13 protein-coding genes and 2 pseudogenes are annotated in these 15114 nt (G+C 35.2%); 1 reads left to right on the top strand and 14 read right to left on the bottom strand.

Going from position 1 to position 15114, the window contains the following annotated elements; translation table 11 throughout:
• Positions 1-23: 23 nt before the first annotated feature.
• From ACH6EI_RS05910 to murQ, 3 genes and pseudogenes are all read right to left on the bottom strand, one after another.
• Positions 24-464, bottom strand: a pseudogene (locus ACH6EI_RS05910) (PTS sugar transporter subunit IIA); the annotation flags it as partial.
• A 120-nt stretch (positions 465-584) separates the two neighbouring features.
• A pseudogene (locus ACH6EI_RS05905) lies at positions 585-1991 on the bottom strand (PTS transporter subunit EIIC); the annotation flags it as partial.
• Positions 1992-2023: 32 nt separating this feature from the next.
• On the bottom strand, positions 2024-2914 hold the full coding sequence (gene murQ, locus ACH6EI_RS05900; RefSeq protein WP_028414879.1) for an N-acetylmuramic acid 6-phosphate etherase: 891 nt from the start codon (positions 2912-2914) through the stop codon (positions 2024-2026).
• A gap of 604 nt (positions 2915-3518) precedes the next feature.
• Between murQ and ACH6EI_RS05895 the strand changes: the two genes are divergently transcribed.
• Positions 3519-4631, top strand: coding sequence for a type II asparaginase (locus tag ACH6EI_RS05895; RefSeq protein WP_028414880.1), 1113 nt, complete (start codon positions 3519-3521; stop codon positions 4629-4631).
• Between the two features lie 131 nt (positions 4632-4762).
• Here the strand turns inward: ACH6EI_RS05895 and ACH6EI_RS05890 are convergent, their stop codons facing one another.
• From ACH6EI_RS05890 to ACH6EI_RS05840, 11 genes are all read right to left on the bottom strand, one after another.
• The gene (locus ACH6EI_RS05890) at positions 4763-5149 is read right to left on the bottom strand and encodes a hypothetical protein (protein WP_028414881.1); all 387 of its coding nucleotides are present in this window, start codon (positions 5147-5149) and stop codon (positions 4763-4765) included.
• Between the two features lie 385 nt (positions 5150-5534).
• Positions 5535-6953 carry a sodium/glutamate symporter gene (locus tag ACH6EI_RS05885; RefSeq protein ID WP_028414882.1) on the bottom strand — a complete coding sequence of 473 codons (1419 nt, stop codon included), beginning with the start codon at positions 6951-6953 and terminating at the stop codon, positions 5535-5537.
• Positions 6954-6974: 21 nt separating this feature from the next.
• On the bottom strand, positions 6975-8141 hold the full coding sequence (locus ACH6EI_RS05880) for an alanine dehydrogenase (protein WP_098999672.1): 1167 nt from the start codon (positions 8139-8141) through the stop codon (positions 6975-6977).
• 337 nt (positions 8142-8478) lie between these two features.
• Positions 8479-9342 (bottom strand): DUF4097 family beta strand repeat-containing protein, encoded by an 864-nt coding sequence (locus ACH6EI_RS05875; protein ID WP_098999671.1) that lies wholly within the window; start codon positions 9340-9342, stop codon positions 8479-8481.
• Entirely contained in the window at positions 9332-9895 is a 564-nt protein-coding gene (locus ACH6EI_RS05870; protein WP_098999723.1) for an HAAS signaling domain-containing protein, read from the bottom strand. The genes ACH6EI_RS05875 and ACH6EI_RS05870 overlap by 11 nt, the downstream gene beginning before the upstream one ends.
• A complete protein-coding gene (locus tag ACH6EI_RS05865; protein ID WP_028414886.1) occupies positions 9882-10211 on the bottom strand; it encodes a PadR family transcriptional regulator in 330 nt (109 codons plus the stop codon). Before ACH6EI_RS05865 ends, ACH6EI_RS05870 begins: the two co-directional genes overlap by 14 nt.
• A 280-nt stretch (positions 10212-10491) precedes the next feature.
• Positions 10492-10647: a hypothetical protein gene (locus tag ACH6EI_RS05860; protein ID WP_028414887.1), complete on the bottom strand. Its 156-nt coding sequence runs from the start codon at positions 10645-10647 to the stop codon at positions 10492-10494.
• Between the two features lie 492 nt (positions 10648-11139).
• On the bottom strand, positions 11140-11808 hold the full coding sequence (locus ACH6EI_RS05855; RefSeq protein ID WP_098999669.1) for a phosphatase PAP2 family protein: 669 nt from the start codon (positions 11806-11808) through the stop codon (positions 11140-11142).
• A 140-nt stretch (positions 11809-11948) separates the two neighbouring features.
• A complete protein-coding gene (locus ACH6EI_RS05850) occupies positions 11949-13367 on the bottom strand; it encodes a HAMP domain-containing sensor histidine kinase (RefSeq protein ID WP_028414890.1) in 1419 nt (472 codons plus the stop codon).
• Positions 13368-14051: a response regulator transcription factor gene (locus ACH6EI_RS05845; RefSeq protein WP_028414891.1), complete on the bottom strand. Its 684-nt coding sequence runs from the start codon at positions 14049-14051 to the stop codon at positions 13368-13370.
• A gap of 261 nt (positions 14052-14312) precedes the next feature.
• Positions 14313-15008, bottom strand: a complete 696-nt coding sequence (locus ACH6EI_RS05840) for a response regulator transcription factor (RefSeq protein WP_028414892.1) — start codon at positions 15006-15008, stop codon at positions 14313-14315.
• Between the last annotated feature and the right edge of the window lie 106 nt (positions 15009-15114).

The following is a 15114-nucleotide window of genomic DNA, read 5'->3' as shown; positions in this document are numbered from 1 at the left end:
ATAATCAATTAGATTTAATTAACTTACTGTTTTTTAGAAACTAGCTCAATAATATTTGTTATACCTTGCTCATTGTACCCTGTTTTTAATAACTGTATTTGATTATGTTCAGATAAATTTGTAAAAATGATTGGTGTAACAAGTGATTTAGCATTTTCTTTAATGTAGTTTAGGTCTATTTTTAAAAGCGGGGTTCCTTGTGTAACCTTTTCTCCCTCTTTAATTAGACATGTAAACCCTTTCCCATTCAAGTTCACTGTTTCTAACCCTACGTGAATTAATAACTCTAGACCTTGATCTGTTTTTAGACCTATGGCATGTTTTGTAGGAAAGATGCTAACAACCTCCCCGTTGATAGGAGAAACAAGAGTATTATTAGTTGGTTCGATGGCAAAACCGTCTCCCATCATCTTTGAAGAAAAAACGGCATCAGGGACTCCTTCTAGAGGCACAATATATCCATCAAACGGAAGTTTGAATGCGCTTTCTAAAGTTGTATCGTTCATTTCTTTTTTCTCACCTGTTGCAGCAACTTCAGCTTTTGCTTTTGTTTCAGATACTTCTTTATTATTAGATCCTTCTGTAATAGCCTCTTTTGGTATGCCAAATAAATATGTGCAGATGAACCCTCCAGCATATCCTGCAAGTAAGCCAATGATATATTTTAGCCATAAGCCATGAGCAATTAATGGAATTAAAGCTAGACCAGATGGACCGATAGCGATGGAACCAACGTTTCCGAACATTCCAATTACGGCTCCTCCAATTCCTCCACCGATACAAGCCGTAATGAACGGGCGTCCTAATGGAAGAATAACTCCGTAAATAAGTGGTTCTCCAATACCTAATATTCCGACAGGAAGAGCCCCTTTAATAATGGTAACAAGTGATTTATTTTTACGACAACGAATCCAAAGTGCTAAAGTTGCACCTACTTGTCCAGCACCAGACATGGCAAGAATCGGAAGCAAGATGGTCATACCAGCTGTGTTAATCATTTCAATATGAATAGGGATTAATACTTGATGCAGACCTAGCATCACCAATGGTAAAAATGCCACTCCTAGTACAAAACCTGCAAAAACCCCTCCACGTTCAAGTGTCCAATCTATTCCACCAATTAAATTACTAGAAATTAGACCTGCAAAAGGCATAATAAAGAAAATCGTTAGTAATCCAACAATCAGAAGAACAACTGTAGGTGTTACAATAATATCGATTGCATCAGGAATAAATCTACGTAAGAATTTTTCTAAAAATGAGAGTAACCATACAGCAATCAAAACCCCGATAATCCCGCCTTGCCCAGGAGTTAGAGGCTGATCAGTAAAGATATTCATAATAGGAAACTCTTCTGTAACTCCCGTTAAAAGGGTAATACCTCCGATAACTCCACCTAGGGCCGGAGTAGCGCCAAACTCTTTTGCTGCGTTAATCCCTACATAAATAACTAAATAGCTGAAGATTGCATTTTTAATCACATTAAGAATCGTAACGTATTGTTGCCAATTATCTTTATCAAGGTCTCCCGCGGTTATGCTGTTGGCTAAAATAGAAGCAATACCAGCTATCAAACCTGCGCCTACGAATGCTGGAATGAGAGGGATAAAAATGCTTCCAACTTTTCGTAAAAAATTCTTAAATGGCGTATTGTTTTTCTTTTTCAGCTCAGATTTCATATCTGCACCTTTTGAAGTCAAATCTTCAGATGAAGCTTTTTCTTGTGAAGGAGCTGTTGAATCTTCTTGAAGTATAATACCAAATTGTTCAGCAACTTTCGTAACTACTCCTGGTCCTAGAATAATTTGATACGTATCATCATCGACAACCCCTACCACTCCTTTCACTTGTTTTATACTCGCTTCATCGATTCTATTATGATTCACTGGGGTGACACGGAGTCTTGTCATACAGTGTGTATAATTCGCTATATTAGAACTGCCTCCAAGAGCTTGAAGCAGTTCTTTAGCTGTTTGATGATGTTTACTCATAGTTGTTCCCATCTCCCTTATAGTTTCGCTACTTAATTCACGATTGCTTGACGGATAAATCCTTGTGTTTGTTCTAAACGATGTAAAGATTCCTCATATGAAAGTCCTGTTAAAATCATGACTATAGCAAGCTTAGAATTACAATTTGCTTTTGCTAAGTACTCTTCTGCCGTATCATACGTGCATGAAGTTGCTTCCATCACAATTCGTTTTGCGCGTTCTACGAGCTTTTCATTCGTCAGCTGAACGTCTACCATTAGATTTCCATACACTTTTCCGATACCTACCATAGAAGCTGTCGAAAGCATGTTACAAACCAATTTTTGTGCTGTTCCGGCTTTCAAGCGAGTAGAACCTGTTAATACTTCAGGACCATTTACTACTTCAATTGCAATGTTTGCTACTTTTCCAATATCAGAGCCCTTATTACAGCTAACTGCTATTGTTTGAGCCTCAATTGAGTTAGCATATTCTAATGCTCCAATGACATAAGGTGTACGACCGCTTGCTGCAATCCCCACAACAATGTCTACCTTAGTAAGTCGAATGTTTTGTAAGTCTTCCATGCCCAACTCTTTACTATCTTCTGCTCCTTCTACTGCTTTGATAAAAGCTTTTTCTCCGCCGGCAATTAAGCCTATTACTTCATCTGGGTTTGTACCAAATGTAGGCGGACACTCAACAGCATCAAGCAAGCCGATGCGGCCACTAGTTCCTGCACCTATATAAATAAGGCGCCCCCCTTGTTTCTTAGCTTCTATAATAGCTTCTACAGCTTTTGCAATAGAAGGAAGTTCTTTTTTTATCGCACTCGCAACTTTTTCATCTTCTTCATTCATGGTTGTAAGAAAATCAAAAATGGACATTTCATCCAGATTCATTGTTTTTTCATTACGAGTCTCAGTAGTTAAATGTTCAAGCATTACTTATCATCCTATCTTTGTTTTTGTTTGAAATCGTTCTCAAGTACAGAATAACGCCTTTGAAATTAAATTTCAACAATTATTTTAAAATGTTAAAATTTAATTTCAAAAGCTATAGTAATATGTGACTTTGAACAAACATCATATGCCTGAATTTTAGTAAATAAGACAACTCTCACCGTATAAATATCAAGCATGTCTTATATCAATAATGACTCCTTCCCTGCTGCAGTAAGGATTTTTTTTATAAACGTTCCTATTAAAATCATTATTTTCATCCCTATATAGAGACTACATTATGTTAAATGGGTAAAAAAGCGAAAGGATTTCCATCTTTTAAAATAGACTAGTTCCTTAAAAGGTTATAAAGGAGCCGAACTCATGTCTAAACAAATAGAAGATATAAAAGAAATAAAGCTTTTAGATTCTCAAGTTCACTTATGTGAGAAGATGAGAAAATTGTTAAGAGAAAAAGCAAAAAGGATCTCATAAAAATAATGCGTTTATCTTTTTATTCTTCGTGCGGACAAATGATTGGATATTTTAAATTCAGCTTACCAATAATACCGTTATATGTCTTTTGCGTAAAAGGAGCTAAGTAACGATGAAACTGAAAAGAATAGTAATTATCACCTTTTTATCAAGCGTTATCTTATTTTCGGGACCTTTATCATTGGTCAATGCATCAGTAAATGATTCTAAAATGACTGTGAAAAATTCAGTGAAAGAAAAATTGCCCAATATAAAGATTTTGGCCACTGGAGGTACGATTGCAGGTTCTTCTGAGAGCAGCACAGACACAACTGGATATGAATCAGGAGCCCTTGATATTAAAACCATCATTAAAGCTGTTCCTGAGTTAAAAAAACTAGCGAATGTAAGCGGAGAACAAGTTGTAAATATCGGAAGTCAAAATATAGATAACAGCATTTTGTTAAAGTTAGCCAAACGAATTAATACGCTATTAGCGTCTAAGGATGTTGACGGGATTGTCGTGACACACGGATCTGATACGATGGAGGAAACAGCTTATTTTCTAAACTTAGTAGTAAAAAGTGAAAAACCTGTAGTTGTGGTTGGTTCAATGAGACCCGCTACCGCTATAAGTGCAGATGGACCGCTAAACTTGTATAATGCGGTGAAAATTGCTTCTAAAAAAGAAGCACGAAATACCGGTGTTTTAGTAGCGCTTAATGATCGAATTGGCGCAGCTCGTTATATAACGAAAACACATACAACGGCAGTGGATACGTTTAAATCTCCTGAACAGGGATATGTAGGAGAAATAGCTGGAGATCAGGTATTATTTTATAATAAAGCAACTCGTAAGCATACAACGCAATCAATATTCGATGTATCAAAATTAGATAAGCTTCCTCGAGTAGACATCATATATGGGTATCAAAACGACTCTAGGAACTTTTATGACACGGCCGTAAAAGCTGGAGCTAAAGGAATAGTCGTCGCAGGAGCAGGAAATGGGCTGCTATCCGATGTTGCCCTAACAGGTGCTAGAGATGCGGTAAAAAAAGGCATAGTTATTGTTAGATCTAGCCGCGTAGGAAGCGGGGTTGTGACACATGAAGAATCAGATGATAAAGATACGTTTGTTACATCTGATTCATTAAATCCACAAAAAGCCCGTATTCTTTTAATGCTTGCTTTAACGAAAACAAAGGACCCTAAAAAGATTCAAGAATATTTTAATGAGTATTAATCAAAAATATCTTTCCTCCTCTATTTTGGTGCTTTAAGAACAATCGGTAACAAAAGTATAAACAGGCCGAGACACCACTAGCATACTTTTGTCTCGGCCTGTTTTCATAAGAAAAAGCATCAGCAGGTCCCTTATTCATTTCCCCAGTTCTTGCTTTCTATAATTAAATGATTGGATGTGTTATCTAGGACACGCCATACCAAGGTCTTACCTTCTATATCTTTTAACTCAATAATACCTTCTAACTTATTGGTATTCACATGGACACGGTTCTCATCTATTCTTAGCGCACTTTTTAATCTCGTTCCAAATGTTGCAGGACTTTCTTCCGTTAGCTTTACAATTACATCTATCATACGTTTATCAGAAATATAGTTTTCGCTGTTTTCATAGTTTTTATCAGCAGGTTTAATAGCGTGTTCTAACCCATTTTCGTACTGACGCCAATCAACAATTAAAAAAAGCGCAAATATTAAAGACACTGTTAGTAATAAGCCATACACAACATTTCGTTTCATTTACTTTTGCTCCTTTCAATAGGGTTTTATAGGTAAAACAAAGAAAATACCTGTTGTAAGAATAGGTTGTATCAGAAAATAGTATCGTACAACTCTGAAAAATATTCCGGTTTCCGAGTAAAAGAAGGTATATTTTTAAAGATTTCTACCTACGGAGACTATAAATATCTAGACAATCGGCTTAATATAGGTCAAGCACTAACAATCCATTAATTAAGAAAAACAAGAGATAAATCATGGTAGAAAACGGACGAATTTATCCTTCTCTATCACAAACTTCTCATCGGATTGTAAGAGCCCGTAAACGTATGTTTACGGGCTCTTGTTTCTCGTTCATAAGATATAAATATAAGTAGTCAAGTATACATATTTTATTTAACCTACGTTATTTTTCAATATGTTCTCCCGATATAGGAATAAAGCCTTCATTTCTATCTAGTGGAACAGGAGGACGCTCGCCTAAAGGAACCTTCCAGTGCCACCATTTGAAGATTCGAGCGATGACGAAACATAGAATTGATATGCCTGCAAAAATCCCAACAAACGTCCAGTGCTGTCCGCTTAGCAGCATAACAGGGCCCGCTGACCATGCAAATAATTCTAACGGCGTATTAAGCGGTCCAACTACCGCTGTGTCTGTAAGTGTTTTTGATTTATTGTTAGGATCAATAATTCTTAGTAATGTAAGTCCGATAGCGAATACACCTGTTGAGTAGCCATACACAAATATAGAACGTTCAAACCAGCTTTCATAGTTCATAGCAGGTCCAATTACGACTAGCATCACCACCACTACTACTATGCCTGAAAGCATTAATAAACCAAGCGGAAGTGCATATTCAACAACAATCGGTAATTTAATTGACGCTACACCGAAAAACACAAGAAAATCGGTTGCTGCACTGCCTAAACGATCGACTACCTTACTATCAACGTATTTGTAAACGCCTTTTTCTCCTTTGCCTAGCAATATGTACATAAGCAACGCTATTAAAAATGCTATTGTAAACGTTGGGAATTCCAGTCCCCAAGCAGTAGCAATATAGTTATTTAATAGATAGCCCAAACCTGACGGCACAACTAATAATGCTAAATGAAAAGCTAATGGATCCATGGCAATTGGTGAAATCGTGTCATTCCCCATTGCCGTTCTATTTTTAGGCTGAACTAATCCTGTTTTTAGATCCTCCGAAATTTCCGAAAAATCTTTTACATAGTGAGTATAACCTTTTCGCGTTGCCCATTTTATAAAGATAAGTCCACCAAAAATACCTGCTAAAATACCGCCGGTAGCAGCTGTCATTCCTAAGTCAGTTGCATTTTCCCATCCTAAATTTTCAAAGGTTGTACCTACCGCTGCCGCCGTTCCATGACCTCCATAAAATCCGGCTGCTAAAAGCAAACCAAATCCGTTATTAATCTCCGGGGCAAACTTTGAAATCACTAAAATCGAAAAAACAATTGGAATAGACATTTGAAGACCTATACAAAGAATTTTATAAGTGGCATATGCGCCCATTCGATTAATATCCTTTTTCATATTGCCTGGTGAAAAAGAAAACCCGTTTATCCCAACTGCCGCAAATACAAAGATGGTGATGATTCCTGCATATGAGCTAATATCTTCAGAAAAAGGTAGAACATTTAGAAAGCTAGGTCCTAGTGCTAAACCTAAAAAACCTGCCAATAAGCTTGCCGGAATAAAACTTCTTTGAATAAATTTAAATTTTGCGCGAAGCAGCATGCCTATTAGAATCAGGACGCTGGCACAAGCAAAATCTACTAGTATCGTATATACAGTCATTCATATCCTCCTTTCGTAACGTTACATGCTTAAAAAATTAGTTGATCTTGTTGATGTAGCCGGTGGTGCTGGGTCTAGTTTTTCTTCTTTTATATGTAATACGTCTTCTGGTTTGATCCAAGGTCTATTTTGGATAGCACTTGTTTCTTCATGTGTAAGGTATCCTTTATAAGCGGTTAAGCTTCGTCTTAAAAATCCGTCTTTCATACAGGCTGATTTTACACCTGAATTTAGGATAGATTGGATATGTGGCAATACAGATGCCGCATAAGCTACAGAAGTAGAATTAGCAATAGCTCCAGGAATATTGCTGACACAATAATGAACGACACCATTTTCGATATATGTAGGATTTTCATGAGTTGTTTCACGGAAGGACTCAATCGCACCGTCAGTATCATTGCTAATATCTACAATAACTGATCCTTTTTCCATTAAATTGAGCATATCACGATCTATTAAATAATCTTCGCGTTCCTTTGGCCATTTAACACAGTTAATCACCATATCAATTTCAGGAAGCAATTTTTTAATATTTTGCTTAGTTGATAGCTGCGTATTTACTTTTTCATTATACGTTTTGCCAATATCTCTTAATGTTCCGTAATTGATATCCATTACAGTACACCACGCGCCTAAAGAATGTAGCACCTGCAGCGCCGACCTTCCTACTAGTCCTCCTCCAAGGATAAGCACCTTCATACCAGGGGCTCCGGCTAAGCCACTAACAAATTTTCCTTTCCCTCCGTTAATCGTTAGCATTGCCTGCAGACCCATTAATGCACCTTGTTTTCCCGCTGCTTCACAGTTAACTGAACCAAATCTATGAGAATCCTCTGCTGTGAACGCAATACATTTGCTATCGAGTATAGCCTGTACCTGCTCTTTATGTGCAGCTGGATGTATACACGTATAGATAATTTGGTTTTCCTTAAGCAGCTTATATTCACTTTCTTCAATCTCTTTAACTTTTGCGATAAAGTCACATCTTTCATACATCTCTTCTGTTGTTTCTACTATTTCCGCCCCTTCTTCTTCATACTGTTCATTCGTAAATCCCGCTAATGCGCCCGCATCTTTTTGAACAAGAACCGTATGGCCGTCATCTTTAATAGCAGCAGCCTCCACAGGCGTCATAATTACTCGATACTCTCCCACTTTATTATCTTTCAATACACCAAATATCATGTTGTTCCCCCTAAAGTCGTTTTTTTTTGAATGCTTCTCCCTCTCATTCCTGCGTGATATCAAAGTTAATCAAACTATTAATAATATTCAGATTAAAATGAATACAGCTTATTTTTCTAGCACGCAAGTTTTGGAATAATTGTTCTATTAGAACCTTATTCTGCATTCACTTACCAAATTATAAATTAAAATGAATAAAAATTCAAAACAATATAATATTACTATCTATTTTTTGTGTAGTAACAAGCTTTTAGCTTATTAATCTTGCATAGAAAAAAGGTTCCACTCATTAACGTTCAATGAGTAAAACCTTTTTAATTTAGTTATAGCTAATAGGTTACTTTATTACTGAAATATTGCCATTGTGAGTACCTAGTTTAATGATATTCTTTCCATTTCCAATAACAGCGTCCCTATCATATTTATTCAGAATATCGACTTTTCCATTGTCGACAGAAACGTTAAATTGAACGTTACTTGGTTGTTTTTCCGTTGTAATTTTAATCTTTCCATTGTTCGTTTTAAAGTCAATATCTCGATCAAGTTCTTCTGTTTCGAGAGCGATACTTCCGTTATGCGTTTCGCCTTTTAAACTACCTTGCACGTTACTCAGCGTTATTTTTCCGTTATTTCCTTTTGCTTGAACTGTTTTGGCTGCAGCATTTTTTATGCTCGTAAGTCCATTGTGTACGCTAGTGTTCAGGTTTTGTGAATCAATGTCCTCTAATTCTACACGTCCATTGTTTGCACGAACAGAAACATCTGCTGCGCGTAATTTTTTAACAGACACATATCCGTTGTTACTGGAAATCCCCAATGAATTATACTGTTTTTCAGGCAGATAAACGTTGATGGATAGCGGTTTTAATACACTAACAATATCAAAATTGACCCAGCTGCGCTGCTGTTCATTATAAGAGATAAAAAGGGTTGAATTTTTAACGTCAGTAGTGAAGTCTCTTTTTATGTTAGGAGATGTTTCGCCTTTTAAGGTTACTTTGATATTATCGCCTTTGATAGGATACACATGAACACGAGTATTATCCGTATTAATGTTTACCTTTGATACTTGATTACTGTTAATAACTTTTTCTTTTGAAATAGGTTCAGGATCAATAGCACGATAAGTAAGGAGACTTCCTATAACCCCAATAAGAATGAGAATGCCTGCAAGAACGGAGAGTTTCTTTTTATTCAACACGTTTTAAACCGCCTTTCACCAGTGATACATTGTATTTCAGATAACGTACAAAGCCTTTTATAGCTAGCTTCGTTACAACGAACATACCTAGCATAATAAAATATCCAATTCCGCAAAATGCTAACGACATAAATAAATTAAAGAGAAAAAAGCCGCTCAAATGTACAATAGCTTCACCGAGAACTAGAATAGGAGATAGCAAGAAACATAGACCTATGGCCCAAGCTGATAAAATAAAGCCAGCTAATGCAACGGCAGGCCCAAGCACAATCACTACATTAAAAAAAGCTAAACCAATTACGGCCCAAGTAGCTCTCAAAATATTTTGAGTTGTTGCCTTAGCTGTTGCTTGCTCAACATGATAATCTGCCAGCAATTCTTTGGCTATTTGATTTGGAGAGCCTAGTGACGTTACAATTTCTTCTTCTGTTTTTCCTTCTTCTAAGCCAATGGAAAAATGTTCTTCATAATCTTGTAAAATATCTGCTCGTTCTTTTGAGGATAATGGTTTTAATGATTCATTTAATTGCTGTAAAAATTTACCCTTCGACATTGTTCACACCTTCTTTAATTAATTGATTAACACCTCTTGAAAACTCATTCCATTCATCGATAAGTTCGTATAAATACTCCCTGCCTTTATCGGTAAGCTGATAATATTTCCTTGAAGGACCTTCTGTAGATTCCTTTAAATACGTTGTAAAATATTCTTCTTTTGTTAATCGGCGCAGAAGAGGATATACCGACCCTTCTGATATTTCAATTTGATCGGAGATTTTTTGAACTAATTCATATCCATAGCGGTCTTTCTTATCCAGTAATACAAGGACACAAAGCTCTAAAACTCCTTTTTTAAATTGCACGTTCACTGTTCTTCACCCTTTTCTTTTCACAGTCCACTACTGTTTATTGTATAGTACTGATTTATAATAACTTCCTAATAATTACAATATATCACCAGCTATTGTTTATTGCAAGGTACTGTTTAATATTTTTTAAAATTTTAATCATTTTACGTTCGTAAGGTATTTTTTATAAAGCAAGGTTCAACCTTCTTTTTCTAATTAGCTTATAGATAGAATTATTTTTAATGCACCAAAAGAAAAAGCAGCCTATAACTATAGACTACTCAGCAGCGAACATTCTAGGCTATTTTTCTTTTGCTTGCTTGATAAATAAAAAAAAAACCGTAATTAAGATAAAATAATTGAGCGGGTTTTTAAAGATATTCCCGTCTAAAGCTAATTGTAATAAGATCCACAAAGCGAATATAACGAGTATGGCTGGTATTATAAGTTTGTTCATACATTGCTCATCCTTAGTCTCAGAGTAATACAGTAATCATGACTCTCAATATTTTTTATACTGTAAAAATTCAATCCACAAATAGCTTTGAAAGTATATTGATTGAATTACTGTAAGAATATCACTTTTTAAGATAAAATTTAACAGTTTCTGCCACAATCGATAGAAATAGATCAATTTCATTTGATTTTTTTGTAATAAGTTCAAGAAAAAAGTAACCGTTATTTTACATTTTCTAATAATAAAAACAGTCAATTTTATGACTGTTTTAAGTAGAATGCTATCAAAAATTTCATTTCCTAGGTGGTGTATCATCTTTATAAAAAATGCAGTTCTTATAGATTCGTTTTTTATTCCCCCTACTGAAAAAACGTCCATAAATCAATGCTGGCTGTTCATATCAGTACTTTTGATAATCCACACTTAATTATGAAGCCAGTCACTTGCATCCTTAGCCTATATGATTATTTCCGTGTTGATATATCATCGTATTCATTCTTTACTTTGAGTAAATCTTCTTTGCTCAACCTTCTTCTCCTGATAGCGTTGATAGAACCAAATAGCAATAGCTAGCCAGCAGCCGCTAGCAAAATAGCCTCCAATAACGTCGCTAGGATAATGCACGCCTAAGTAAATACGACTAATACCTATTGCTAGAATCATTGTAGTGGTAATAACGATTAAAAGTGTACGTCCCCAGCGAGTAGAAATATGACGCCAGAGCAAAAATGAAAGGACGCCGTAAACAGCAAAAGCACTCATAGCATGCCCACTTGGAAAGCTATAACCATTGATTTCGATTAATCGATGGAAATCAGGACGTGCACGATGAAAAAGTAGTTTTAGCAGCTCATTGAGGATTGGAGAACCTACAATAATCGCGATAAATAAAATAAGCTCCGTTCGATGTTTTAATACCTTATAGAGAAAAAACAAACTAAAGAGAGAAATCACTGCAACAGATGGCGTAGAGCCAATAAAAGTAAAGCATTTCATAATAGTCGTTAGCCCAGGAGTTTCGAACCCTTGAATTAGCGATATAATAGACCGATCAAATGCGACAATTTTTGATCCATTAATTAAAAGAGCCATCCCACTAAAACAAATAAGGGACAACAAGCTTAATATAAAAGCAAGTGTAAATTGAAACTTCAACTTCATACTAGACACCTCTACTTTCTGTGCTTTATCAAGCTACTTTTGATGAAATGTGATAAGGTCTTTTTCCTTTTAGATTTTGATGCTTCTTTGCTTTTGAAGTTAGGAGTATTAAAAATAAAGAGCTTGTTTTATATGCACATTTATAGAGAGTTAGTAAACAGAGGCCATACAGCCGTTACATTTGTTCCTTCGCCCTCTTTACTCTCGATGTTAATCGTACCGTGGTACTTTTCAATCCATCGTTTGGCTATAGCCAGTCCTAAGCCAAGTCCTCCTTGTTTTCTGCTCCTTGCCTTATCCACTCGGTAAAATCTATTTAAAATATAAGGTATATCCTCTTCTGGAATTCCAATTCCTTTATCCATTATTTTAAGGGATACCTTTTCATTGATGAGAGAACAGTCTATAACTACCTCTTTCTCTTCCTTCTTAGAATATTTGACTGCATTATCTAACAAAATGATTAATATTTGTTCTAGATGGCGAGAAGAAATATTCACGTACAGATTTTCATGTGAGTGTCTTATTTTAAACTCATAGTTGTTATACAGTACTTCAAAATTCCTTACAACATGTTGAACAGTGGCCAATACGTTAATAGGTTCAACATCTACAGGATTTATCAGACTATTTTCAGCTCGGGATAGCTCCAATAATTCTTGCACAAGATTCGTTAAACGCTCTACTTCTTTCAGACTGGATTTCAAGGATTTATCTAATACTGCTGCTTCATTTTTCCCCCAGCGATTTAACAATGTCAAATGTCCTTGGATAATGGCTAACGGAGTTCTTAATTCATGTGAAGCATCCTCTACAAACTGTTTTTGCTGTAAAAAAGAGTCTTCGAGGCTATCCATCAACTCATTAAATAAACTGCCTAATTGAGCAAATTCATCGTTTTTTTCATTAACTGGAACACGTTCTTCAAGGCCATTTGTTTTTATTTTTTTCATCGTCAATGTTAACGCTTGAACGTTAGATAGTATTTTCTTTGCTAGAATGGTTCCACCTAGAATACTAAAGATTAGTGAGCCTATCCCTGCAGCAAGCATTAATAAAAAAATCTTGTCCATAAAAGCATCAGACATCTCCATATTTCTAACAATTTCAACCGTTCCAGTGAAGTTGTCGGTGACAATTGGAGAACGAAGAACGAGTAGACGTTCATCGTGGTTTCGAATCACTTTATACTCTTGGTGCTTCACCGCCTTCGGTTGCTGCCAATTTGGTGAAACATTGTTTGAGGTACTGGTTATAATGTTCCCTTTCCTATCAAGAACACGAATCAACTGATTCTTTTCATTAATTTTCGATAAGTATCCTTCACTGCTTTCAATTTGTTTTAAGGATAAAGGTTCATCATCAGATTGAATAAAAGCGAGAACCTCGTTTAATTGATGAATACCATTTTGCTTCTCATAATTTAAAATACCGTTATCAATCACAATGTATTGAAAGAGGTTATAAGAGAGAAAAAGAAAAAATAAAAACATGGAAGACCATAACGTTATCTTCCATCTTATAGGCAAATCTTTTATACACTTTATCCACTTTCTCATTTAAACATCACGCATCACGTACCCAACCCCTCTGATGGTTTGAATATATAACTCTTTGTCCTGCGCACTTAATTTATTTCTTAAATATCTAACATATACATCGACAACATTCGTTTCAACAACTGAATCGTACCCCCACACTTGCTCTAAAAGTATGTCTCTCGTTAATACTTTGTTAATGTTACGCATAAAAATGGCTAGGAGTTCAAATTCTTTATTCGTGAGTTCAATTAGTTTTTTTTCTTTTATCACTGTTCTTGATTCCAAATCAAGTTCAATATCTTTAAATGTTAATAGTAGCTTCTGATCCAGCATCTTGTTGTTTTCTTGACGTCTAAAAATGACTCGCATTCTTGCAAATAATTCTTCAATTGCAAATGGTTTGGACAAATAATCGTCAGCTCCATTATCAAGCCCCATTACCCTATCCATGACACTATCCTTAGCTGTGAGCATAATAACAGGAGTATCCTTAGTTGTTCTTAGTCTTCTGCATACCTCAATTCCATTTAATCCAGGCATCATTAAATCCAATAATATAATATCGTACTTCTGCTTGGTTGCTTTATCTAAACCAGTACGACCATCGTAAGCTACGTCAACTAAATATCCTTCATATTTTAGTTCTAATTCTAAAAATTCTACTAATCCTTCTTCATCCTCTACAATTAGTACCTTTTGCATATAAAGTACTCTCCTTTGTCTAAAAATTAAAAACGTAAAAACTGCTTCTACAAATGAATATGAGTACTAGTACTATATCCCTCCATTTTGAAAGATAATAAGAAGAAATATGAAATAAGTTTTCTATGACTTTCTTCTTTATAGGCTTTTCTTCAATTTATCAAATAAAAATTAGATTTGAATAAAAAAGAGATTAAGAATAAATGAATTTATTTCTTAATCTTCTTTAATGAATCATATAAAGTTGCTTTCCTTGTTTCTTTAACTTTCTTTAATGGTGTATCCTATACCTCGAACAGTCTCAATGAGTGAGGGACTAAATCCTTCTTCAATTTTCTTTCTCAAATAACTTATATAAACATCAAGTATATTTGTATCTCCTTCGTATTCATATCCCCATACATTTAGTAAGATTCCTTCACGAGTAACCGTCTTATTTTTATGGATGACTAAGTAAATTAATAAATCATACTCTTTAGGGGTTAAGCTGATTTTTTGCCCAGCTCTAGTTACTTCTCTTGATTCAGTATTTATAACCATATCTTCAATTAATAATAACGAGTCTTTTTCTACCTTATTCCTAATAACAAGGTGCTTATAACGTAGTAAAGAACGTATCCGAGCCAGCAATTCTTCAGTTTTAAATGGCTTAGTTATATAGTCGTTTGCGCCATGATCTAACCCCAGTATTTTGTCTAGAGTTGAGTTGCGAGCTGTCAAAAGAATAATAGGCACGTAATTTTCTCTCTTTCTTACTTTACGCAAGACCTCTATACCACTCATTTCCGGTAGCATAATGTCAAGTAAAATTAAATCAAACATATTTGATAAGGCCATTTCGAGACCATCTCTTCCATTGTTTTTAATTTTCACTTGGTAACCTTCATGTTCAAGTTCCATTTTTAATATATTGCCTATTTCTACTTCATCTTCCACAATTAAAATACTTTCTTTCATCTAACTAACCCCTCTTTTCAATCTCTATATTTTTGCTTTGCATATCGATCGCTCTTTCCAATAATAAAGAGAAGTGTATAGCTATCACAAACCAACATCTCAGTAG

The organism is Priestia sp. JSM ZJ58 (assembly GCF_044383985.1).
Lineage (GTDB): Bacteria > Bacillota > Bacilli > Bacillales > Bacillaceae_H > Priestia > Priestia zanthoxyli.
Note: the sequence above shows the minus strand (reverse complement) of the source record. Positions and strands in the feature narration are given on the sequence as shown.

Bases quoted from the DNA above. Each gene is read 5' to 3' on its own strand.
- murQ (WP_028414879.1), bottom strand. From the start codon at position 2,914: ATGCTTGAACATTTAACTACTGAGACTCGTAATGAAAAAACAATGAAT.
- ACH6EI_RS05895 (WP_028414880.1), top strand. From the start codon at position 3,519: ATGAAACTGAAAAGAATAGTAATTATCACCTTTTTATCAAGCGTTATC.
- ACH6EI_RS05890 (WP_028414881.1), bottom strand. From the start codon at position 5,149: ATGAAACGAAATGTTGTGTATGGCTTATTACTAACAGTGTCTTTAATA.
- ACH6EI_RS05885 (WP_028414882.1), bottom strand. From the start codon at position 6,953: ATGACTGTATATACGATACTAGTAGATTTTGCTTGTGCCAGCGTCCTG.
- ACH6EI_RS05880 (WP_098999672.1), bottom strand. From the start codon at position 8,141: ATGATATTTGGTGTATTGAAAGATAATAAAGTGGGAGAGTATCGAGTA.
- ACH6EI_RS05870 (WP_098999723.1), bottom strand. From the start codon at position 9,895: ATGTCGAAGGGTAAATTTTTACAGCAATTAAATGAATCATTAAAACCA.
- ACH6EI_RS05860 (WP_028414887.1), bottom strand. From the start codon at position 10,647: ATGAACAAACTTATAATACCAGCCATACTCGTTATATTCGCTTTGTGG.
- ACH6EI_RS05855 (WP_098999669.1), bottom strand. From the start codon at position 11,808: ATGAAGTTGAAGTTTCAATTTACACTTGCTTTTATATTAAGCTTGTTG.
- ACH6EI_RS05850 (WP_028414890.1), bottom strand. From the start codon at position 13,367: ATGAGAAAGTGGATAAAGTGTATAAAAGATTTGCCTATAAGATGGAAG.
- ACH6EI_RS05845 (WP_028414891.1), bottom strand. From the start codon at position 14,051: ATGCAAAAGGTACTAATTGTAGAGGATGAAGAAGGATTAGTAGAATTT.
- ACH6EI_RS05840 (WP_028414892.1), bottom strand. From the start codon at position 15,008: ATGAAAGAAAGTATTTTAATTGTGGAAGATGAAGTAGAAATAGGCAAT.